This window comes from Pseudoflavonifractor sp. MSJ-30 (genome assembly GCF_018918045.1).
Classification (GTDB): domain Bacteria; phylum Bacillota; class Clostridia; order Oscillospirales; family Oscillospiraceae; genus Faecousia.
In genome coordinates this window covers 1-25,576 of record NZ_JAHLPU010000002.1, presented here as the reverse complement: position 1 = coordinate 25,576, position 25,576 = coordinate 1, and the positions used below count along the sequence as shown (strand labels likewise).

The 25,576-nt window shown below is 56.2% G+C and carries 7 protein-coding genes and 1 pseudogene; all 8 read left to right on the top strand.

Going from position 1 to position 25,576, the window contains the following annotated elements; translation table 11 throughout:
• The first annotated feature begins 224 nt into the window (after positions 1-224).
• The 8 genes and pseudogenes from KQI10_RS00040 (at position 225) to KQI10_RS00010 (ending at position 25,425) form a co-directional block, all read left to right on the top strand.
• Positions 225-1,619 (top strand): MBOAT family protein, encoded by a 1,395-nt coding sequence (locus KQI10_RS00040; protein WP_216565308.1) that lies wholly within the window; start codon positions 225-227, stop codon positions 1,617-1,619.
• Positions 1,620-1,712: 93 nt separating this feature from the next.
• Positions 1,713-2,789 (top strand): DHHW family protein, encoded by a 1,077-nt coding sequence (locus KQI10_RS00035; protein WP_253284991.1) that lies wholly within the window; start codon positions 1,713-1,715, stop codon positions 2,787-2,789.
• Between the two features lie 350 nt (positions 2,790-3,139).
• A complete protein-coding gene (locus tag KQI10_RS00030; RefSeq protein WP_216565307.1) occupies positions 3,140-4,741 on the top strand; it encodes an MBL fold metallo-hydrolase in 1,602 nt (533 codons plus the stop codon).
• Between the two features lie 179 nt (positions 4,742-4,920).
• Positions 4,921-9,003: pseudogene (locus tag KQI10_RS11885) on the top strand (leucine-rich repeat protein); the annotation flags it as partial.
• A gap of 60 nt (positions 9,004-9,063) precedes the next feature.
• A complete protein-coding gene (locus KQI10_RS11600; protein WP_253284990.1) occupies positions 9,064-16,071 on the top strand; it encodes a leucine-rich repeat protein in 7,008 nt (2,335 codons plus the stop codon).
• Positions 16,072-16,511: 440 nt separating this feature from the next.
• Complete coding sequence (gene rpoB / locus KQI10_RS00020) at positions 16,512-20,183, top strand: DNA-directed RNA polymerase subunit beta (protein WP_216565309.1); 3,672 nt, start codon at positions 16,512-16,514, stop codon at positions 20,181-20,183.
• Positions 20,184-20,196: 13 nt separating this feature from the next.
• Positions 20,197-23,895: a DNA-directed RNA polymerase subunit beta' gene (gene rpoC / locus KQI10_RS00015; protein WP_216565305.1), complete on the top strand. Its 3,699-nt coding sequence runs from the start codon at positions 20,197-20,199 to the stop codon at positions 23,893-23,895.
• Positions 23,896-24,051: 156 nt separating this feature from the next.
• Positions 24,052-25,425 (top strand): hypothetical protein, encoded by a 1,374-nt coding sequence (locus tag KQI10_RS00010; protein ID WP_216565304.1) that lies wholly within the window; start codon positions 24,052-24,054, stop codon positions 25,423-25,425.
• Positions 25,426-25,576: the final 151 nt, after the last annotated feature.

The following is a 25,576-nucleotide window of genomic DNA, read 5'->3' as shown; positions in this document are numbered from 1 at the left end:
GGGAAAGAATGCGGCCTAAGGGAGGCGCTGTCGGCAAAGCCGCCCTCCCTTAGGAATCCTTTCCGGCCTCAAAACCAACGCAGTTTTCCGCACCGCCTTCCGGCGCGTACGGAGCGCGCGATTCTTAATAAACAAGAAAGAGGTTACGGAGGGACCAGGCTAAAAACAATAGAACATACTTGCGCCACCTGTTTTTGCGGGCGGCGCGGCTGAAAGGAATTCACATGATCTTCTCCAGCATCCCATTTCTATATTACTTTCTCCCCGTAACCATGATCCTCTACTACCTGACTCCGAAAAAGGCACGCAATGCGGTGCTGCTGCTGGTCAGTCTGGTGTTTTATGGTTGGGGAGAACCCCGATATCTGCTTGTCATGCTGGGAAGTACAGCGCTGGGATACCTTTTCGGGCTTGCCATAGGGGCGGCAAAGAAACCCGCGGCACGCAGGGCGCTGCTGACAGCATCTATCTTGTCCTGTCTGGGCGTTCTGGTGTACTTTAAATATGCGGACTTCTTCCTGAACAATCTGAATGCGCTTTTCGGTACAAATTGGAAGCTCCTGAGTCTGGCTCTGCCTGTGGGCGTCAGCTTTTACACCTTCCAGATTCTCAGCTATACTGTAGATGTGTACCGTGGAAACGCGGAGGTGCAGAAGAATCCCGTTGATCTGGCATGCTACGTGACCATGTTCCCCCAGCTTATTGCGGGGCCCATTGTCCGCTATACGGACGTAGCCCGGCAGCTGAAAACCCGGCAGTATAGCCGGGCGGATATGGAGCAGGGCATGACCCGATTCCTGATCGGCCTGGGCAAGAAGATTCTGCTGGCCAATCTGCTGGGGGAGGTCTGCGCCGCCTGGCGGGCGACCCAGGACGGCAGCGTGCTGTTTTCCTGGCTTTATGCCGTAAGCTATACCCTGCATATCTATTTTGATTTTTCCGGCTACAGCGATATGGCCATCGGTTTGGGAAAGCTGCTGGGCTTCTCTTTCCCGGAGAACTTCAACTACCCCTATATTGCCGCCAGTGTCACGGATTTCTGGCGGCGGTGGCATATGTCCCTGAGCTCATGGTTCCGGGACTATGTGTATATCCCTCTGGGCGGCAACCGGAAGGGCAGGGGAAAGCAGCTGCGTAATATTCTGATCGTTTGGCTGCTGACGGGTTTCTGGCACGGGGCTGCCTGGAATTTCCTCTTCTGGGGGCTGTATTTTGCGGTGCTGCTGATTTTGGAAAAGCTGGCGCTTTTGAAAACTCTGGAAAAGCACCGAATTTTTGGCCATATATACCTGCTGCTGGCGGTGATTTTCGGCTTTGTGCTCTTTGATGCATCCAGTTTACAGGGAGCCTGGGTATGCCTGCGGGGTATGTTTGGTCTGGGGGGACTGCCTGCGGTCTCTGATGAGGGGCTGTATCTGCTGCGGAGCAATGCGGTGCTTCTGCTGGTCTCCGCCGTTGGGGCCACGCCGCTGCCCAAAATGCTGGCGCAAAAGCTGAATGATTGCAGCACAAATGCTGCCGCCGCCTTGCGGGCGCTGGGCCTGTGCATGCTCCTTTTGGTCTGCACCGCCTTCCTGGTGGACGGATCCTATAATCCCTTTTTGTATTTCCGCTTTTAACCGAACGATATGACACGGAGAAAAACGATGCCTCCAATTTTGTATTTCCGCTTTTAACCGAACGATATGACACGGAGAAAAACGATGCCTCCAATGAAAAAGCGACTTTTCTGGGCCTTGCCCATTCTCTATATTGCCCTGACACTGGCCTGCTGGCTGCATACGCCCAACGCGGAATCCCTTTCCGAACGGCGGAAGCTGGCACAGATGCCGAAGCTCACATGGAGCGGCATACAAAGCGGGAGCTTTGCCTCCAACTTTGAAAGCTGTACACAGGATCAGTTCCCTCTGCGGGAGACATTCCGGCGTGGCAAGGCCCTGTTTTCCACAAAGATTCTGGGAAGAAGGGACAACAACCGGATCTATGAAAGCGGGGAAGGCTTCCTTGCCAAATTGGAATACCCCATGAACGAGGCTTCCGTTGATTATGCCGCCTCCCGGTTCCGGACGGTGTACGACCGATATTTGGCAGGGAGCAATCGGGTCTATGTTTCACTGATTCCCGATAAAACCGCTTATCTGGATGGTATTCCAAAGCTCGACCATACCGCTTTTGCCGAACGTCTGAGGGAGCAGACACCCTTCGCAAACTTTATCGATCTATCGGACACTCTGACCTTGAACAGCTTCTACAAAACCGACACCCATTGGCGGCAGGAGACCCTGGGGAAAACCGCGGAAGCCCTGGCGGCGGCAATGGGGAAGCACTTGTCCATGGAATATGAGACCAAACTGGGAACAGCGGACTTTCTGGGCGTCTATGCCGGGCAGTCGGCTCTGCCGGTGGCGGGAGAACCGCTTTATTACCTGTGGAACGACGCGTTCAACGGCCTGGAAATTCAGGACCGGGAAAACAACAGAACCATTGGCGTTTACGACCTGTCTGCCTTGAATGGCCGGGATCCCTATGAAATGTACCTCTCCGGTTCCCTGTCCCTGATCACGGTGAAGAACCCCAACGCATCCTCAACCGATAAGCTGATTATTTTCCGGGATTCCTTCGGCAGCAGCATTGCGCCATATTTCTTTGAAAGCTATGCTGAGGTGACCCTTGTGGATATCCGGTATCTGCCCGTGGAGCGTCTGGGAAAATTCCTGGACTTCACGGACAGCGATGTGCTGTTTCTCTACAGCACACTGGTGCTCAATAACAGCGAGACGTTGAAATAGGGGTTATGCTGAGGACGAACAAGCCCGGCCCGCGGGCTTGCAGGTCGATAATTGTCTGCGCTGCTCAATAAACGGGGCCCGGCTGCTTCGTAGGGGACGATCCCCAGATCGTCCCGCAATGTTACGGGCGGAACGTGTCCGACAAAACGCATGTCCGCCCACGGGATTCAAGCCTGTCTGATGTACGGAAGCAGAAAAAATAGGGGCCTCGGGACGATCTGGGGATCGTCCCCTACAGTGAAAAATCCACCTGATGTTCACGGATTTGCAGCTCGAGCAATTGCTGTTTATCTGGCCATCTCTCTCATTCCGTGCTATAATATAGTAGAAACGGAAAGGAGGCAACGCCTGTGAAACTGACATTTTTGGGAGCCACCCATGAGGTGACCGGCAGCTGCACTATGCTGGAGTGCTGCGGCAGCGTGGGTCTGGTGGACTGCGGTATGGAACAGGGAAAGGACTGCTTTGAGAACCAGAGCCTGCCAGTCAGCCCCGCTGGGCTGGATTTTGTGCTGCTGACCCACGCGCATATCGATCACTCGGGACTTCTGCCACTGCTGACGAAGAACGGCTTCCGGGGCAGAATATACGCCACGGAGGAGACGACGAATCTCTGCGGCATCATGCTGAAAGACTGCGCCCATATCCAGGAGCAGGATGCCCTGTGGAAGACCCGGAAAAATGCCCGGGCAGGTCTGCCGCCGGAGGAGCCGCTGTACTCCGTGGCGGACGCGGACACCTGCCTGAAGCGCTTCCGTCCCTGCCGAATGGAAGAGAAGATCCCCATTGCCGAGGGAATTGCGGTCCGCTTTGTGAACGCCGGGCATCTGCTGGGCTCCGCTTCCATTGAGGTGTTTCTGACGGAGGGAGAGCAGAGCCGGAAAGTGGTCTTTTCCGGGGATCTGGGCAACAAGGATCTGCCCATCCTGCGGGGGAAGGACTATATCCGGGAGGCAGACTATGTGATGATCGAGTCCACCTACGGCGATCGGCTCCATACCCCATGTCCGGATCCTACGGCGTTCCTTGCCCGGTGCATCCGGGAGACTCTGGAGGCAGGAGGCAATCTGATCATCCCCGCCTTTGCCGTCGGCCGTACGCAGGAGATGCTGTACCTCATCCGGGAGGTCAAGGAGCAAAGGCTGGTGCCGGAGAATTTCCCGGTGTATGTGGATAGCCCGCTGGCAATCGAGGCCACGGGGGTCTTCCTGCAGTGCGGGGCGGAATGCCTGGACGAGGAGACCAAAGCCATGATCCGCCGGGGCGTGAACCCTCTGATGTTCCCGGGACTGCATCTGGCAGTGAGCAGCGACGAATCCAAAGCCATCAATATGGATCCGACGCCAAAGGTCATCATCTCCGCCAGCGGCATGTGCGAGGCGGGGCGCATCCGGCACCATCTGAAGCACAACCTGTGGCGGGAGAACTGCATGGTGCTCTTTGTGGGCTATCAGGCAGAGGGAACCCTGGGCAGAAGTCTGCTGGACGGCGGGATCCGAACCGTGAAGCTCTTCAATGAGGAGGTGGCGGTGAACGCGAAGATCCGTTCCATGCCCGGCAAGAGCGGCCACGCTGACCAGGCGGGTCTGCTGGACTGGCTGGAGCATTTTGAGACAAAGCCCCGCCGGGTCTTTGTCAACCACGGCGAGGACAGCGTCGTGACCTTCTTCGCTGGACTGATCCACGAAAAGCTGGGTATTCAGACCACAGCCCCCTATTCCGGCACGGTCTTCAACCTGGCCTCCGGCAAATTCGAGTACGAGCCGGAGGGCGTCCCGGTGGTCAAAGCCGTAGAAAAGCCCTCCACAGCCCGGAAGAACAGCCTCTATGAAAAGCTCCTCACCGCCCTCGGCCGCCTGAGCGTGATCGTCAAAAACATGAAAGGCCGCACCAACAAGGACGTGGGCAGACTGACCGACCAGATCAACCAGCTGTGTGATAAGTGGCAGTAAGGCGGACGCCTTGCAGGGGCGGCAATCTGCCGCCCGAAACGTATCGAAACTGAGTTGTAAAGTCGAAACGCTCAGCCCCGCCAGCCAGCGGGCGGCAGGTTGCCGCCCCTACGGTTTTTTATTGCCCAGACGGCGCGAAAATGCGCTGCCTGGGCCTTTTTGTTTGCGCAGAAACGTAAATGACCGCGTTTTCCTTAATTTTACTATGTAAAAAACTTGTAAAGCACTATGCTGACAGTTTATTGCTTTTTGCTGCCGGTTGCGATACAATAATACTATCCATAAGTACGATGCCGTATTGTAAATACGGCACGAAGAAAGAGGGAGACGCAATGAAAAAACTGTTTGCGCTGCTCATGGCTCTGACCATGACCTTCCAGCTGGTGACACCGGCCTGGGCGGACACGGCGGAGGAGCATACCCACGAAAATATGTCCACGGTGGAGGAAACAACGGAAGTTCCCACGGAGGAAACCGCAGCCCCTACCGAGGAAACCGCAGCCCCCACCGAGGAGGCTCCCGCGGAAGAGACCACTGTTCCCACGGAGGAAACGACGGAGACCGTGGAAGAGACGACTGAGCCGGAGTCCGTTCCAGAGGAGGATCCAACGGAGGAGTCCACGGAGGAAACCGACGAACCTACAGAAACCGTTGAAGAGGCGGAGAATGAGCAGGTAGAGGCGGTTGCGGCGTTAATTGAGGCATTGCCTTCTCTGGAAGAACTGGAGCAAATGTCTGCGGAGGAACAGTTAGCCGCCTATGAGCAGATCCAAAAGGCGTATGAGGCATATGATGCTCTGACGGAACAGCAGAAAGCCGAGATTCCCGGCGCAGAGAGTTTATTTGAATCCCTCTTTGCCTATTTCGATATGCAAATTACGGATTTTGCATACGCAGACAGTTCTCAATGCGGCCCAAATCTATATTATTACTTTAACTCCAGTACCGGCACCTTAACATTCACGGGAACGGGTACTATGGATGATTATAATTACGATAGTATGCCATGGTATAAGAACAAAAGTGCGATTACTTCCGTAGTTATACCGGAGGGAGTTACATCTATTGGCAGTTGCGCATTTATGTTCTGTTCAAACTTGACAAGCGTTTCATTGCCTAGTTCACTGAAATCCATTGGACCGCAGGCGTTTTATAATTGTACACGACTGGATAGCATTTCAATTCCTGATGGCGTTACGCAAATTGAGAAAAGAACATTTTATCAATGCAATAATTTAGCAAATGTGAAACTTCCGAGCTCGTTAAAGTCCATTGGAGAAGAAGCGTTTACGGAGTGTAAGAATCTTTATAGCATCAGCATTCCCTATGGTACGAAAGCTTTGGAAAATGGGGCCTTTTCAAGATGCGAAGGACTGACGTATGCCTTGATTCCTGATACGGTCGAGACCATTGGAAATTGGGCATTTACCGACTGCAGTTCCCTGAAAGTTGCGGATATTCCTAAGAATGTAAAAACAATCGGCGAACGTGCATTCAAGAATTGTACCAAACTGGGGATGGAGATCGAATTAAACCAGATTACAGACTTGGGAAAAGAGGCTTTTTATAATTGCCAAAAAATAACCAGTCTCGTCATTTCTTCTTCGATTACGGAGATACCCAATTTGGCGTTCAACAGCTGCTACGCGCTGCAGTCTGTCACCCTTCCGGATTCAGTAACCAGAATTGGAGATTTGGCATTTTGTGGTTGTGTGTTTTCAACTTTTCAAAATCCAAAAGGATTGAAGTCAGTTGGACATTCAGCCTTTGCTGTTTGCAAAAATTTGACAAGCTATGTCATTCCGGATGGAATGACAACGATTGGTAGAACATTATTTCAAAAATGCAGCAGCCTTTCACAGGTTGTAATTCCTGGCAGTGTAACATTGGTTGAAGCAAGTGCTTTTGATGGGTGTACATCCTTAACGGATATCCAATTTGGAGGGTCTCAGGAGGATTGGAATAACATTTCCTTTGGTTCGAGCAATACCCCAGTTTTCAGCGCAAATATCCATTACAGCACCCAAGCGACCACATTGGGATTCGGCACCCACGGTTCCAACATCAGTTGGAAAATTACATTAGATGGTGTGTTGCAGCTTAGCGGGCTGGGAAAGATGGAACCCGGTACCGATTTGAAAGAATTCCCTTGGACAGAGTACGGAAAGAAGATCACAGCTGTTGAGATCCAGCCGGGCATTACATCCATTGCCGCGTATGCGTTCGACGGCATTCAAGCGGAGGTAGTCATTCCGCTCTCAGTAACGGATATTGGGAAAAAGGCAATCTCAGGATCGGAATTACCGCACTATTCCGGCACAGTTGATCAATGGTTGGCGGTGAACTTTGACCTCGCTGCCGATAATGCGCATGGCATGGGGACGGTCTGCAGTGACGGAACAGTTCTTGATTTAGGGGGCTGCGGAGATTTTTCCCAGGATGCTTATACTCGCTATGTACTGACGGGGGATGGCTGCCTGCGGATTTATGGCACTGGGGAAGTGACATCCGCTCCTTGGGCGATGAACAGTGACAAAATTGCGGCGATTACTATCACAGAAGGAATCACGTCCATTTGTGAAAAGACCTTTCAAAATTGCCAAAGGCTTGCCACTGTTGAATTTCCGGAGAGTTTGACAAGCGTTGGAACTGGTGCTTTTGACGGCTGCACCGGATTAAAAACGGTTACTTACGCTGGCACAAAGGAGCAATGGGGCCAGATTCAAATTGGGGGAAATAACCAGACGTTGGAGAATGCGGTATTCGTGTGTCCGCAAAGTCACGTTTGCACCCTGAAAAAGGTTGAAGAAGTGGCGGCGACCTGTAAAAAGGCAGGGACTGTCGCACACTGGCAGTGCACAGAATGCGGTAAGCTCTATTCTGATGTAGAGGGAAGCGTTGAAATAAAGATTCAAGATACGGTTTCCGCACCCGTTGACCATACAATCGACAGTACAACAGGAAAATGCACGGTGTGTGGCCTTATTGGCGGTAGCTGCGGGAAAAGTGTGTCTTGGGTCCTGGAGGACTCCGGCGTTCTGCGGATATACGGCTCTGGGGAAATGAGCACGAACGAAGGTAACATTGCTTGGAAAAAATACGCAGGGAGTATTACAAGCATTGTGATTGAAAGCGGTGTTACTCGTATTGATAAATACGCATTTTCCTATACGGATTGTGCTAAAGGCACGAGAGTCTATATTCCGCTCAGCGTGACACGCATCGATTCTCCGACAAAGCATGAAAATCTGGTGTACTGTTATGCGGGAACGATTGCCCAGTGGCGTGCAATCAGTTTTTACTATGCTGATAACTACTGGGAAGCACCGGGTGCAGAATGCACGGATGGTACCATTGTGACTATGGGCTATTGCGGTACTATATCAAATGGGCCGTTCTATTATTTGGATACGAATGGATGTTTACATATCGATGGCTCCGGGCCGATTTCTTTTTACAAGTATTATTATTACAGATCGTATTGGGAGAGTCACAGTGAGCAGATTCGATCTGTTGTGATTGGAGACGGTGTAACTGCGATTCCGAGTTATTCCTTTAATAATCTGGATAAACTGGAACATATTTCCATCCCGGAGGGGATTGTAAGTATTAATAATTCTTTCGCAAATACGACATCGTTAAAGGAAATCAAGCTTCCATCCACGCTGGAGAGAATTGAAAGCTCTGCATTTGAAAACTCGGGGCTTGAATCCGTTATTATTCCGGAAGGTGTGACGTACCTTTCTACCAAGTCCTTTTATGGATGTAAAAATCTAAAATCGGTGCAGCTTCCGAGTACATTGAGAAATCTATATGAGGGGTATACTTTCGCATATTGTATTAATCTGACTAGAATCAACTTCCCGGAAAACCTTGACTATATCAGCCAACGCGCATTCCAGGGAAGCGGTATTCGTTCCGCAGAACTGCCGGAAGGGCTGACCAGGATTGGGGCCTATGCATTCTCTGATTGTGGAAATCTAACATATGCTTCTGTTCCGGAAAGCGCAACTAAAATTGAAGACGGCGTATTTGCGAACGATCCAAGATTGAGTAAGGTGGATTTTCAAGCCAAGGTAGATAGACTGCCAGGTAATATTTTCGAGAATTGTCCTGCGTTGACCAGTTTCACAATCCCGGACGGCATAACAACCATTGGAAATGCTGCTTTTTCAAAATCCGGGTTAAAGACGGTGACAATTCCCATAACGGTGACCAAAATTGAAGATAACGCATTTGCAAATACCAGCTTGACAGATGTCTATTTTGATGGGTCCCAGGTTGAATGGGAGAAAATTACCGTTGGCAGCGGAAATGATGCTTTGAAGACAGCCAATGTTCATTTTGCACGAGTCCATGTTTGCCAGCCGGAAAAAGTTGCTGACCGGGTAGAGCCTACTTGTACTGCGGCAGGAAAGCGGGAATACTGGCGCTGCAATGGCTGCGGAAAACTATACGACGATGCAAATTGCACGAATGAGCTGACGCAGGCACAGTTGACGATTCCGAAGCTGGGGCACGACATGACCAAGACCGAGGCTGTGGATCCGACTTATTGGAGCGCCGGTAACAATGTCTATTATTCCTGCTCCCGGTGCGGAAAGATTTTCAAGGACGAAGCGGGTACGCGGGAGACGACCGTTGAGAATGAGACTCTGGAGAAGCTGTCCAGCATCGCCAGCGGCAAGTTTGGTAAGGACAATTGCCTGAGTTGGGCTTTGACGGAAGACGGAACCCTGACCATTTCCGGCGGCGGAGAGATGCCGGACTACAGCGAGACGGTCACGGCACCCTGGTATGCCAAGCGGACGAAAATCACTGCCGCGGTGGTGGAGCAGGGAGTAACGAATATCGGCAATTATGCGTTCAATGCGTGCCTGAAGCTGGCTGCGATTGATTTGCCGAAGGGACTGACTTCCATCGGGCAGCATGCATTTCGGAGCTGTACCAAGTTGAAGTCTGTGGAAGTCCCGGTTGGAGTAACGAGGATTGGAAGTTGGGCTTTTTACAGCTGCAGCAGCCTGACGAGCGTGAGCATTCCTGAGGGTGTGATGAGCATTGCTGACTATGTCTTCTCCGGCTGCAGTAGCCTGATGAGTGTGAGCATTCCGAAGGGCGTGACGAGCATTGGGAGCGAGGCTTTTTACAACTGCAGCAGCCTGACGAGCGTGAGCATTCCGAAGGGCGTGACGAGCATTGGGAGCGAGGCTTTTTACAACTGCAGTAGCCTGACAAGTGTGAGCATTCCGGAGGGCGTGACGAGAATTGGTGATGATGCCTTTCAAGGCTGCAGCGGCCTGACGAGCGTGGACATCCCGGAGAGCGTGACGAGCATGGGGTGGCAGGTTTTCTCCGGCTGCAGCAGTCTGACGAGCGCAAATATTCCGGAAGGGATGTCGAGCATCCCTGCCTTTGCCTTCAATGCCTGCAGCAGCCTGTCAAACGTACGTATTCCGGAAGGTGTGACGAGTATTGGTATCTCTGCCTTCTTTGGCTGCAGCAGCCTGACTAGTGTGCACATCCCGGAAGGTGTGACGAGTATTGGAAATAGTGCCTTCGCCGGCTGCAGTAGCCTGACCAGCGTGAGTGTTCCGGAAGGCGTGACAAGTATTGCGGATGATACCTTCGCCAGCTGCAGTGGCCTGACGAGCATGACTATCCCAGAGAGTGTGACGAGTATTGGTGGCTCTGCCTTCCACGGCTGCAGCGGCCTGACGAGTGTGCGCATCCCGGAAGGTGTGACGAGTATTGGCGGCTCTGCCTTCTCCGGCTGCAGCAGCCTGACGAGCGTGAGCATTCCAGCGGGCGTGACGAGCATTGGCGACCAGACCTTCTCCGACTGCAGCGGACTGACGAGCGTGAGCATTCCGGCGGGTGTGACGAGTATAGGCGAGTATGCCTTTAGCAGCTGCAACAGCTTGGAGGATGTCTATTACGGCGGCGATGAAGTTGCCTGGAAGCAAATCAGTATCGGTCCTGATAACAATTACCTCACTTCCGCCTACATCCACTACGCCGCTACCCATATCTGCACCCTGCATCTGATCCCCGCCGTTGTCCCCACCTGCACCACCGGCGGCAACAATGCCTATTACCTCTGCGATGCCTGCGGCCGGGTTTACAAGGACGAGTTGGGCCGGGAGCTGACCACCGTGGAGGACGAGACCCTTGCCGCCCTGGGCCACAGCATGACGGAAACGGCTGCCAAAGCCGCCACCTGTATTGACGACGGCAACAACGTCTATTATACCTGCGGCAACTGCCATAAGGTCTTCAAGGACGAAGCGGGCGAGACGGAGACCACCGTGTCTGCGGAGTTCCTGCCCGCTCTGGGCCATGCCATCATCCGGGTGGACACCGTTGCTCCTACCTGCACGGAAAAGGGCAACCGGGTCTATTACCTCTGCACCACCTGCCAGCGTGCCTTCAAGGACAAGGCCGGTACGGAAGCGACTACTGTGGCCGCCGAGACCATCCCTGCCCTGGGTCACAGCATGACAAAGACCGAGGCCGTGGCTCCCACCTGCACGCAGAAGGGCAACAATGCCTACTACACCTGCGCCACCTGCCGCAAGGTCTATCAGGATCAGGCGGGCAAACGGGAGACCACCGTGGAAGCCGAGACCCTGAACGCTCTGGGCCACTCCATGGAGGTGATCACGGCAACGGAGCCCACCTGCACCGAGGCCGGCTACCCGGACTATGTTCTCTGCACCGTCTGCCATAAGATTTTCCAGGATCGGGACGGCAAGCAGGAGACCACCCTGGCGGAGATCGCCATCCCCGCCCTGGGCCACAGCATGGAAAAGACCGAAGCGGTCGCCCCCACCTGCACGGAGAGCGGCAACAATGCCTATTACACCTGTTCCACCTGTGGCAAGGTCTATAAGGACGAGCAGGGAAATACGGAGACTTCCGCCGAGGCCGAAGTCCTGAACGCCCTGGGCCATACCATGGAAAAGACCGAGGCCGTGGCCCCCACCTGTACCGGGAAGGGCAACAACGCCTACTATACCTGCTCTGCCTGCGGCAAGGTCTACAAGGACGAGCAGGGCAATGCGGAAACCACGGCAGAAGCCGAAGTACTGGAAGCTCTGGGCCACAGCATGGAAGTGACCGAGGCCAGAGAGCCGACCTGCACCGAAACCGGCAATAACACCTATTGGACATGTTCCACCTGCCACAAGGTCTTTGCGGACGAGCAGGGCGAGAACGAGACGAGTGTTTCTGCCGAGACAATTCCCGCCTTGGGCCACAGTATGGTGAAGACCGAAGCTGTCGCCCCCACTTGTACTGAAAGCGGCAACAACGAATATTACACCTGCTCCACCTGCGGCAAGATATATAAAGACGGGGAGGGGAATACGGAGACTACCGCCGAGGCCGAGGTGCTGAACGCCCTGGGCCACGACATGGAGAAGACCGAGGCCGTCGCCCCCACCCATACGGCGGGCGGCAATAACGCCTACTACACCTGCAGCACCTGCGGCAAGGTCTTCCAGGATGCCCAGGGCACCCGGGAGACCACTCCCGAGCAGGAGCAGCTGCCCAGACTTCCCGGCATTGCCGACGGCAAGTGCGGCGGCCTGACCTGGCTGCTGAGCGACGAGGGTGTGCTGACCGTCTCCGGCAAGGGCCGGATGCCGGACTACAGCGGCAGCGCTCTGGCTCCCTGGTACGATTACCGGGATAAGATCACCGCGCTGGAAGTGGAAGAGGGCGTGACGTCCATCGGCAGCTATGCGTTCTTCGACTGCACGGGCCTGACCTCCGTCAGCCTCCCCGAGAGCCTGACGAAGCTGGGCAGAAGCTGCTTCTCCGGCTGCGACAGTCTGAACCTGCTGGATATCAGCGGCCTGCCGAAGGAGCTGACCCAAAAGGTGACGGATCTGTCCGGCATTGCGAAGCTGTCCGAAATGGTCAGCCGCCGGGTGGGCAGCAGCGCCGTCTACACCTGGGCATTGGAAGATTCCAAGAGCGCCCCTGCCAGGCTGGCGGGCAGCGAGCTGACGGTCCTCCGCTCCGGTGCCTTCCGGCTGGTGTGCATGGAAGAATACACCGGCCTCACCGCCTCCGCGGAGGTAAGCGCCCAGACCACCAGCGTCATCCACCCCGAGGAGCGGGAGCAGCTCACCGGCGGCGACAGCCTGACCCTCTCCGTCTGGGCTATGCCCTTTGAGACGGAGCTGAAGGCCAGATGGAGCCTGGACGAGGCATCCGAAGCCTACGCAAGCATCACAGAAGACGGCGTTTTGACCGCCAAGGCTGTGACAGAACCGGTGCAGATCACCGTCCGGGCTGTGCCCACAGCAGGGGAGGACAGCGCCGAAAAGACGCTCTGGATCCTGCCGAAGACTACCGCCATGGGCATCCTGGCGGACGGCCATCTGGTGGGCGACAGCCTGACAATTGAGCTCACAGAAAAGACCGGGCTGACCCTCGCCGCCCAGATCCAGCCCCAGGGCGCCAAGGCTGAGGTCCTGTGGAGCAGCAGCCGGACGGATGTGGCGGAGATCGACGAGGACGGCACCGTCCGCTTCCTGAAGCCCGGCACCACCGTCATCCGTGCCGAGAGCCAGGACGGCAGCGGCATCGCCGCGGAGCTGACCCTGAAGGGTCAGTACCTGGACGGCGCGGAGACCCTGACGCTGACCTCCGACATGGAAGAGGCCGGCCTGGAAGTGGGCCGTACCGCAAAGCTGACCCTCTCCGGCGAAAACGCCATTGATCCGGCCAATGTGGAATTCTACGTTGCCCAGGGTACCGCGGCAACCGTGGACGACCAGGGCCTGGTCACCGCCGGGGATGTGCCCGGTAGCGTTACCATCGTGGCGGCTCTGAAAAACGACCCGCTGCTGCGCCGGGCGGAGCTGACGCTGCAGGTCGTACCCACGCTGGTGCGCGCCCTGCGGCTGAATGCCGAGGTATCTCAGGAATGGGGCTATTTCGAAGAATTGGACGGCGAATACAGCCTGTATGCCGAGATCAGTGAAGTGGCGGGCAAGAACCGCAGCTTCCGGCTCACGGCCCTGGGTTCTGATTACCGGGACAACTGGAGCGAGGTCACGAATCTGACCTTTGAGACCTCTGATCCCGCCGTTGCCAAGGTCAGCGATAACGGGACCGTTACCCTCACTGCCGCCGCGGCAGGGGCCTGCACAGTCACCGTCCGCTGCACGGACAGCCTCCGTGCGGAGACGCAGCTGCGCATCATCATCCAGGACCGCAGCCCCCGGCTGGAGACCAGCAGGCTGACCCTGAACAGCAACCTGATTGCCGGTGTTTCCACAGGCCTTGTGGATGGCGGCGGCAACACCGTACAGTCCGTTACCGTCTATGACTACAATAAGACCGACAAGGCCTACGAGACCGAACCCTCTCAGATGTTCGCGGCGGAGGCCGAAGACGGGACTCTGACCCTGCGAAGCCTGGGGGCCCAGAAGAACGGCACCTATAACGTCAAGCTGGCCGCCAGCTGCCTTAGCGGAACCTATGAATTCCTGATGCAGGTCAAGGTTGCCAACAGCCTGCCCGCCGTCACGGTGAAGCAGCTGAGCAAATTCAACCTCTTCTATCTGAACAGCACTGCCCAGCTTTCCGTCACCGCTAAGAACGCGGAAGTGGAAAAGGTCGAGCTGGTGGGTGCGGATTCCTTCCGGCTGGACGACAGCGGCGAACTCTCCTACGCCGAGACCTTCGCGCCCGGCGACAAGGCCGTGACTAGGGGCACTCTGCGTATCACCCTGGCGGGCTACCAGGTGCCGGTGGAGAAGGCTTTCACCATCGCCGCCGTTACAACAGCACCGAAGCTGACCACGAATCCCGGGTCCAGCGCCATCAATCTGGCTCTGGCAGAGCCGGAGTGCCGGGTAAGCATCCTGACGAACGGTCAGGCGTTGGACCTGACCGGCGCGGAGATTACGGAAACCGCAGCTTTTGCCGAGATGGAGAACGCAGGCTCCCACCTTGTTTTCCGGCTGACGGAAAACAAGGGCGGTACTGTGAGCATGACCCTGCGGCTGCCGGGCTGGACTCAGACCGTAAAGCTGAGCCACCGGATCACCGCCGAGAACAAGCTGCCCACCGTGAAGCTGGGCACTGCCGCGCTGAAGCTGAACAGCGTCTTTACCCGACAGACGGCTTCCACCGCTGTGTTCCTGAGCCAGGGTAATATGGATCTGGGCACCATGACCTTTGCCCCCACCGCCAAGGAGGGCACTGCCGCCCGGGCGGAATCCGAGAAAATCGCCCTGGGCTACGATCCTGAAACCGGCGCACTGACCGCGGCAATCATCGATCCCGACAACGTGCCCAAGAACGGCACTTACAGCTACACCTTTACCGCCGCCTTGGCGGACGGCACGGAGCTGAAGGGCGGCACCGTCCGAGTGTCCGTGGCCTCCACGACCCCCAGAGTCAAGCTCTCCGCTGCCTCTGTGAAGCTGAACCGCTATCTGGCGGGCCGGGAGCAGGCTGTAGTCACCGCTTCCATGACCAGCGGCACAGGCTACCGCCTGGTTGGCTTCGAGGGAATGCCCGCGTACATGAGCTTTGATCCCGGCACCGGCCGCCTGACCGTGACCCTGCCGGATGCTGATCTTACCATGGACACCTGCACCCTGTTGCCCGTCGTTGCCGATGAGACCACAGGCCAGGAGGCTACGCTGAATACCAAGCTGACCTTCAAGGTGCAGACCATGTATTCCGACAAGCTGACCCTCAGCATGACCGCCAAGGGCAAGCTGGACGCGACAAAACCGGAAAGCGTTCTGACCTACACGGTGAACAGGGTCAACAACTGCCTGGGTGCCGTAGATAACGTCTTCCTGGAGGGCGAGAACGCTGACATGTTCCAGGCCGAACTGGATACTGACGGCGCAAAGCCCATAGTCACCCTGCGGACCGTTCCCGGCCAGGTCTACGCCACCAACAAGGCCTACAAGATCCAGTTCCGCTTCTCCGTCTGCGGCGCGGAGGTCATGTCCAATGTGCTGACCGTAAAGGTGAGCCAGACGGCGCTGAAGGTGACCGTACCCAGAACCATCACCTTCTACCTTTCCCAGACCGCGGCTCTGCGGTGTAATCTGACCTCCAACGTGCCCATGGAGTCCGTTTCCCTGAACGCCAGGACTTCCAAGGAGTTCCTGGAGGCCCTGGGCGGCGAGGAGAACCTGCGCTTCGATGGCACCCGCCTGGAATTCCGCATCGTGAACCCCGGCGCTCTGAAGGCGGGCAAGACCTATACCGTTCAGTTGGATATCACTCCGGAAAACTGCGCGGAAAACGTGAAGCCCACCCTCGTAAAGCTGACCGTAAAGGTCAAGAAGTGATCCCAAAATAAAAACCGGCGCACAGCTCCCCGAAAGGGGACAGCTGTGCGCCGGTTTTTGCAAAAAACAGAGCTGGAAGACCCTGAAGAACAATACGGTGGCTGCACGGGGCGATATTTTGAAAGCGGCAAAGTTATACATGACCGGGACCGGCACACAGGCTGTTCCCTCAATGCTATTTTCAAATGATGTTCGCAGCGACCGCCGTGCACGGAATTGCCGCAAGAAAACAAAAAAACCGATTGACAAACGACGGTCAATCGGGTATAATGATGTTCCATACTGTGGCAGTATGCCGTTTTGAGGATTCTCCCTCTAACATGGTCATTCTATCACAGGAAGGGGCGGCTGTCAAGAGGGTAATTCGGTGAAATTGACAACTAGCCCGAGCGTATCAACAACACACATTCGGATGAAAGGCTGTGATGATCCATATGGCAATGGTCAAGGACGTTATGTTCGGCAAGACCATGCGTAAATCCTACGCGAAGTATGAAGAAATCCTGGAAATCCCCAACATGCTGAAGATCCAGAAGGACTCCTACCAGTGGTTCCTGAAGGAAGGCCTGCGGGAGGTTTTCAAGGACGTGGGCACCATTACGGATTTCTCCGGTAAACTGGAGCTGAGCTTCCTGGACTACACCATGGAAGACAAGCCCAAGTATACCATCGAGGAATGCAAGGAACGGGATGCCACCTACGCAAAGCCCATCAAGGTGCGGGTTCGCCTGCGCAACACCGAGACGGAAGTCATTACCGAACAGGACATCTTCATGGGCGACCTGCCTGTGATGACCGAGGGCGGCAACTTCGTGATCAATGGCGCTGAGCGCGTCATTATCTCCCAGATCGTCCGTTCTCCCGGCATGTACTACGGCCACACCGTGGACAAGGCCGACCAGCACACCTACACCGCTACGGTAATCCCTTACCGCGGCGCATGGTTGGAGTACGAGACCGACAACACCAATGTTTTCTGGGTCCGCATTGATAAGAATCGGAAAATTCCCATCACCAGCCTGATCCGTGCCCTGGGCGTTCAGACCGACGAGCAGATCAAGGAGATGTTCGGCGAGGACGAGCGAATCCTGGCCTCCATCGAGAAGGATCCCTGTAAGACCCGGGAGGATTCCCTGCTGGAGATCTACCGCCGCCTGCGTCCCGGTGAGCCTCCTACGGTGGAGACCGCTGTGGCACATTTGGAGGGCCTGCTGTTCGACCCCCATCGCTACGATGTGAGCAAGGTCGGCCGCTATAAGTTCAATAAGAAGCTGGACATCTGGTCCCGGCTGTCCGGTCAGGAGGCCGCGGAGCCAATTGCCGATCCTCTGACCGGCGAGATTCTGGTCATGCCCGGCGACTTTATCTCCCGTGCTCAGGCCCACGACCTGTCCAAGCGCGGCGTCAACAGAGCTGTTATCAAGGTGGGCGACTCCAATGTGGTCGTCTTCTCCAACGGCATGGTGGACATGGCCGGCTTCGTGAATTTCGACCCCGCCGAGTACGGCATCAAGGAAAAGGTCTGCTTCAACACTCTGAAGGAAATGCTGGAAGAGCTGGGCCCCGACGGCGACTGGAAGACCGCCATCGAGGAGCGCATGACTGACCTGATCCCCAACCACATCACCGTGGAAGATATCATGGCCTCCATCAACTACCTGAACTGTGTGGCCATGGGCGTCGGTGTGCCTGACGATATCGACCATCTGGGCAACCGCCGTCTGCGCTGCGTGGGCGAGCTGCTGCAGAACCAGTTCCGCATCGGTTTCAGCCGTCTGGAGCGGGTCATCCGGGAGCGTATGACTGTCCAGGATCTGGATTCCGTCACCCCCCAGACTCTGATCAACATCCGGCCCGTCACCGCCGTTATCAAGGAATTCTTCGGGTCCTCTCCTCTGAGCCAGTTCATGGATCAGAATAACCCTCTGGCTGAGCTGACCCACAAGCGCCGTCTGTCCGCTCTGGGTCCCGGCGGTCTGAGCCGTGACCGGGCTTCCTTCGACGTCCGTGATATTCACTACACCCACTACGGCCGTATGTGCCCCATCGAGACCCCTGAAGGTCCTAACATCGGCCTGATCAACTATCTGGCGACCTTTGCCCGGATCAATGAGTACGGCTTCGTTGAGGCTCCCTACCGGAAGGTGGACAAGGCCACCGGCTTTGTTACCAAGGATGTGGAGTACATGACCGCTGACGTGGAAGACGATTACTACGTCGGTCAGGCCAACGAGCCTTTGGACGAGAATGGCTGTCTGGCCAACGCCCGTATCACCTGCCGTCACCGCAACGAGATCATTGAAGTGGATCGGAACATGATCGACTACATCGACGTGTCCCCCAGAATGATGATCTCCATCGCTACCTCTTTTATTCCCTTCCTGCAGAACGATGACGCAAACCGTGCCCTGATGGGCGCGAACATGCAGCGTCAGGCTGTGCCCCTGCTGACCACCGAGCCTCCTGTGGTTGCTACCGGTATTGAGCATAAGGCCGCCGTGGACTCCGAAGTCTGCCTGAAGGCTAAGAAGCCCGGTGTGGTTACCGCCGTTTCTGCCGACACCATCAGCCTGCGCTATGACGACGGCGAGACCGAGACCATGCACCTGACCAAGTTCGCCCGCTCCAATGCCGGTACCTGCATCAACCAGCGGCCCAACGTTGTGGTCGGTGAGCGTGTGGACACCGAAGAGATCATTGCCGACGGCCCCAGCTGTTCCAATGGCGAAGTGGCTCTGGGCAAGAACGTGCTGATTGGCTTCGTCACCTGGGAAGGTTACAACTACGAGGACGCCATTCTGCTGAACGAGCGTCTGGTCCGGGAGGATGTGTTCACCTCCATCCACATCGAGGAGCATGAGACCGAGGCCCGGGATACCAAGCTGGGACCCGAGGAGATCACCCGTGATATCCCCAATGTGGGCGAGGACACCCTGAAGGATCTGGACGAGAACGGCATTATCCGTATCGGTGCCGAGGTCCATTCCGGCGATTATCTGGTCGGTAAGGTCACCCCCAAGGGCGAGACCGAGCTGACTCCCGAGGAGCGTCTGCTGCGGGCCATCTTCGGCGAGAAGGCCAGAGAAGTCCGCGATACCTCTCTGAAGGTGCCCCATGGTGAGAGCGGCATCGTTGTGGATGTCAAGGTCTTCACCAGAGAGAACTCCGATGAGCTGGCTCCCGGCGTTACCAAGTCTGTCCGCGTCATCATTGCCCAGAAGCGTAAGATTTCCGTGGGCGATAAGATGGCCGGCCGTCACGGCAACAAGGGCGTTGTGTCCCGTGTCCTGCCGGAGGAGGATATGCCCTTCCTGCCCGACGGTACTCCTCTGGATATCGTGCTGAACCCCCTGGGCGTGCCTTCCCGTATGAACATCGGTCAGGTTCTGGAGGTCCATCTGGGCTATGCTGCCCGGGCTCTGGGCTGGAACGTTGCCACCCCCGTCTTTGACGGCGCCAATGAGAAGGATATCCGTGAGACCCTGAAGCTGGCGGGCCTGCGGGAAGACGGAAAGACCATTCTGTATGATGGCCGTACCGGCGAGCCCTTCGACAACCTGGTCACAGTCGGCTATCCTTACTATTTGAAACTCCATCATCTGGTCGATGATAAGATTCACGCCCGTTCCACCGGCCCCTATGCCCTCGTTACCCAGCAGCCTCTGGGCGGCAAGGCTCAGTTCGGCGGCCAGCGTTTCGGCGAAATGGAAGTCTGGGCGCTGGAAGCCTACGGCGCTGCCTACACCCTGCAGGAGATCCTGACCGTGAAGTCCGACGACGTCACCGGCCGTGTGAAGACCTACGAGGCCATTGTCAAGGGCGAGAATATCCCCAAGCCCGGCGTGCCCGAGTCCTTCAAGGTTCTGGTTAAGGAGCTGCAGGCCCTGTGCCTGGATATCCGCGTACTGGATGAGCAGGGCAATGAGATTGAGCTCAGGGAGGACGATGACGACGATGATGTGGTCTACTCCTCCGGCAACGACAACGAGGATGTTGTTGTGGGCGACACCAATGAAGTGCTGGATGCCGGTTTCGTCATTGACGAGGACGGCCCTGAGGATATTATGGACGTGTTCAGCGATCTGGATGACGCTGACAAGACAGAGGAATAAGGAGGCTCGATAAATGGCAAATGCCACCTTTGATGCCATTAAAATCGGCATCGCTTCTCCGGAGATGATCCGGCAGTGGTCCTATGGCGAGGTCAAGAAGCCTGAGACCATTAACTACCGTACCCTGAAGCCCGAACGTGACGGACTGTACTGCGAGCGTATCTTTGGACCTACCAAGGACTGGGAGTGTCACTGCGGCAAGTACAAGAAGATCAAGTACAAGGGTAAGATCTGCGATCGCTGCGGCGTGGAAGTCACCAAGTCCAAGGTCCGCCGGGAGCGCATGGGCCACATTGAACTGGCCACTCCCTGCAGCCATATCTGGTACTTTAAGGGCATTCCCTCCCGTATGGGCCTGATTTTGGATATCTCCCCCAAGGTATTGGAAAAAGTCCTGTATTTTGCCGCCTATATCGTCACCGACCCCGGCGATGCGCCTCTGACTGTGAACCAGGTGCTCACCGAGAAGGAATACCGGGACATGCGGGAGAAGTACGAGAACGACTTCAAGGCCGGCATGGGTGCGGAAGCTGTGAAGGAACTGCTGGAACAGCTGGATCTGGATAAGCTTTCTGAACAGCTGCGGGAAGAGCTGAAGACAGCTTCCTCCCAGAAAAAGCTGCGTATTGTCAAACGGCTGGAGGTTGTGGAGGCTTTCCGGGAGTCCGGCAACAAGCCCAGCTGGATGATTATGGACGTTCTGCCTGTGATTCCGCCCGATATCCGCCCCATGATCCAGCTGGATGGCGGCCGGTTCGCTACCTCTGACCTGAACGATCTGTACCGCCGGGTCATCAATCGGAACAACCGCCTGAAGCGGCTTATGCAGCTCAACGCTCCTGATATCATCGTCCGCAACGAGAAGCGGATGCTGCAGGAGGCTGTGGATGCTCTGATCGACAATGGCCGCCGGGGCCGCGCCGTCACCGGCGCCAACAACCGCGCGCTGAAGTCCCTGTCTGATATGCTGAAGGGCAAGCAGGGCCGGTTCCGCCAGAACCTGCTGGGCAAGCGTGTCGACTATTCCGGCCGTTCCGTTATCGTTGTCGGCCCTGAGCTGAAGCTGTATCAGTGCGGCGTGCCCAAGGAAATGGCCATTGAGCTGTTCCGGCCCTTTGTTATGAAGAAGCTGGTTTCCGATGGTCTGGCAAACAACATCAAGTCCGCCAAGAAGATGATCGACAAGGGCAAGACAGAAGTCTGGGACGCTCTGGACGATATCATCAAGGACCGTCCTGTCATGCTGAACCGTGCGCCTACGCTGCACCGTCTGGGCATTCAGGCATTTGAGCCTATTCTGGTGGAGGGCCGTGCCCTGAAGCTGCACCCCCTGTGCTGCACCGCTTTCAACGCGGACTTCGACGGCGACCAGATGGCTATCCATGTGCCCCTGTCCCCCGAAGCTCAGGCCGAGGCAAGAATGCTGATGCTTTCTGCCAACAACCTGCTGCGTCCTCAGGACGGCAAGCCCGTTACCGTGCCGACCCAGGATATGATTCTGGGTGCCTACTACCTGACCTATACCCGTCTGGGCAAGGCCGAGAAGGGCTCCGAGACTGTTTACGTTACCGATTCCGGCGATACCAATCTGCCGGTGAATACCGTTGTGGATGCCGATGACTTCCTGGCCGCCAATAAGGCCGCTTCCTCTGTTGGAAAGGCCACTGCCAAGTTCCGGCCCATTCACAGCTACTCCAGCACCGAAGAGGCCATTGCCGCCTATGCCGATGGAGCCATTGGCCTCCACGCCCCCATCCGGGTGCGCTACGGCAAAGAGATTGACGGCAAGATGGAGTACCGCATTATCGATGCCACTGTGGGCCGCCTGATCTACAACGAGCCTATTCCTCAGGATCTGGGCTTCGTAGACCGCTCTGTCCCCGGTCATGAGTTCGACCTGGAGATTTCCTTCCTGGTTGGCAAGAAGCAGCTGGGCAAGATCATCGATAAGTGCATCCGCAAGCATGGCTTCACCATCGCTACCGAGATGCTGGACCGCATCAAGGCTCTGGGCTACAAGTATTCCACCAAGGGCGCTATCTCCGTGTCCATTGCGGACATGGTGGTTCCCGCCGTGAAGTACGAACTGGTCAAAGAAGCCGAGGGCAAGGTCGTCGATATCGAAAACTACTATCGCCAGGGCTTTATCACCAATGACGAGCGCTATCGTCTGGTGGTTCAGCAGTGGGAGAAGACCACTGCGGACGTCACCAACGCACTGCAGGGCAATCTGGATGAGTTCAACCCCATCTACATGATGGCTGACTCCGGCGCCCGTGGTTCTATGGCCCAGATCCGTCAGCTGGCCGGCATGCGCGGCCTGATGGCCGATACCGCCGGACGTACCATTGAGATCCCCGTTAAGGCGAACTTCCGTGAGGGCCTGTCCGTTCTGGAGTACTTCATCTCCTCCAGAGGCGCCCGTAAGGGCATGACCGATACCGCTCTGCGTACCGCTGACTCCGGTTACCTGACCCGCCGAATGGTGGATGTTTCCCAGCAGGTCATCATCCGGGAGAAGAACTGCGGTACGACCCACGGTATCTGGGTGGGCGCCGTTATCCAGAAGGGCGATGTGATCGACACCTTCGGCAACCGTATCCGCGGCCGTTACCCTGTTCACGATGTGGTGGATCCCAAGACAGGCGAGCTGCTGCACTCCAAGGATGTCATGATGATGCCTGAGGATGCCGCCAAGTTTGAGGCCCACGGCATTGACAGGATTTATATCCGTACGATTCTGGGCTGCCGCGCCCGGAACGGTGTCTGCGCCAAGTGTTACGGCATGAACCTGGCCACCTCCAAGGAAGTGGATCTGGGTGAGGCCGTCGGTATCATTGCCGCCCAGTCCATCGGCGAGCCCGGTACTCAGCTGACCATGCGTACCTTCCACTCCGGCGGCGTTGCGGGTGACGATATCACTCAGGGTCTGCCTCGAGTCGAAGAGCTGTTCGAGGCCCGCCGTCCCAAGAAGATGGCCCAGATCTCGGAGATTACCGGCGTTGTCAACATCGACGAGTCCCACCGCACTGCCCTGCGTAACATCACCGTTACCGCGGACGACGGCGAGGTCAAGGTCTACCAGGTGCCTTACTCCGTTGGCCTGAAGGTCACCCATGGTAAGGTGGTCCAGAAGGGTGAGCCCATCACCGATGGCGCGCTGTATCCCCAGGATGTGCTGCGTATCTCCGGCGTGGAAGCCGTTCAGGATTATCTGGTCCAGTCCGTTCAGGCGGTGTACCGTCAGCAGGGTGTTGAGATCAACGATAAGCACATCGAGGTCATCATTCGTCAGATGATGCGTACCACCCGTGTGGAGGATCCCGGCGATACCCATCTGCTCGTCGGCTCCGTCGTGGATAACTTCGAGTTTGAGGATGCCAACGCCGCCGTGCAGGCACGGATTGACGCGGGTGAGTCTGACCTGAAGCTGGCAACCGGCTCTGCCGTGCTGCTGGGTATTACCAAGGCATCCCTGGCCACGGATTCCTTCCTGTCCGCCGCCTCCTTCCAGGAGACCACCAAGGTTCTGACCGACGCTGCCATCAAGGGTAAGGTCGATCATCTGGTAGGCTTGAAGGAGAACGTTATCATCGGTAAACTGATCCCCGCTGGTTCCGGCCTCATGGCCTACCGGGATTATGAGCCGGGCGTGACCCCTGAGCCTCGGATCCCCGAGGCAGAGGTAGAAGCCCAGACCGAGCTGCAGTAATATCATATCCGGTTTTTCCGCCTCTCCGTGATTTTCGGAGAGGCGGATTTTGACGTAAAAAGGGGTCTGCGGGGGAAGTGTTAAATTTATCGTTTACAATTGTGCGCCGATAGTGTATACTGAAATTGGAAATATTCACGGAAAAGGGGGATAACGATGAAGGTCAAATGCGATTTTTGCGGTACCATGATGAACGATACCGAGTCCGTCTGCCCAAGCTGCGGCGCACCAAACGCCAGCGTCCGACGATCCAGCGGCGATCAGCCATTGACCATTGAGGAGCTGAAAAAGTGGTACGAAAGCAAGGGATTGCCGCCGGAGAATGTGACCCGGTTTTTTATCGGGAAAAACGTCAAAGAGCCCAAAGCCTTCGGCATCTACTTTGAGGAAGCGTCCGGAAACTACATTGTATATAAGAACAAGGCTTCCGGAGAACGGGCGGTGCGTTACCGGGGTACTGACCAGGCCTATGCGGTAAACGAGCTGTTCCAACGGCTTAAGCAGGAGATCACCCAGCAGAAAATGCGCAACGTCAAACAGGCGGCCGCAGGGGCCGGCGGCGCCGGAAACCCTAAACAAAGCCTTGCGAAGACCGGCAAAAGCGTAGGCAAGGGCTGCATCGGCTGTCTCATTGCCATTGTGGGCTCCGTAGCGGCCATGTTCGTCTTTATGATTATCCTGGGCCTGTTTCTTATGCGCAATGACCCCTCCGCAGGCTACTATACATATGACAATACCTGCTATTACTATAGTACCCGGAGCTATGACGACCTCAACTGGTTCCGCTACGATGGGGACGCCTGGGAAGGACCCCTGGAGCTGGCCCAGGTGCCGGACTCTCTGGAAACCAAAAAATCCAGCAAGCCCTATTTTACCAAAGACACCTGGGACTCCGGGCTTCCTTGCTCGGATTTTAAGGAAAGCGTCTACGGCCAGGACATGCAGGAGGATATGTACGTCTCTATCGGCTATTACCGCTGCGGAGACCTGTATTACCACTTAAACAGCAGTTATAATGAAGACTGGTTCCACTGGTCTGACCAGTGGGAAAAGGTGGAATTTTCCAAGCTGCCCCAGGACTTGCGGCACCCGTCCCAGGCCAAGCACTATCTGCTGTCCCAGACCTATACCAGCTCCCTGGGGGCAGAGGACTTTGCCCAGAGCTTGGTCTACCGGGACAGCCAGGCATCCCAGACCGCCTCCCGGGGCTACTATCGCGTCAACGACCGGACCTATTATCATCAGGGCTACTTCTATGACGATGAATGGTACAGCTATGATGACAATGACGGCTGGCAGCCCATAGAACACAACGCCATGCCGGAGGAACTGCACCATCCCTCCATGGTTCAGGACTTCTACTACACGGATACCTGGGATCCGGCCACCCAGACCTCGGATTTTACCGATTCCGATTTCTACGAAGCGCCCAGAGAAAATGACTCCGGCAGCAGCTCCGACAGCGATTTCAGCTGGGATTCCGGCGATTCCTGGGACTCCGGCGACACCGACTGGGACTCCGACTGGTAATTTGGCTGGGAAACTCCGAATAAATCGTCTGCGGCCGGACAGCGGATCTTTTGCGCCCAGACTGCATTTCGGGAAGTGGGAAATATAGCGCAGCCGTTGCCAGCGCAAGCTGGCTTACGGATGCGGCATACCCCTTGCGGGTACACAAAGT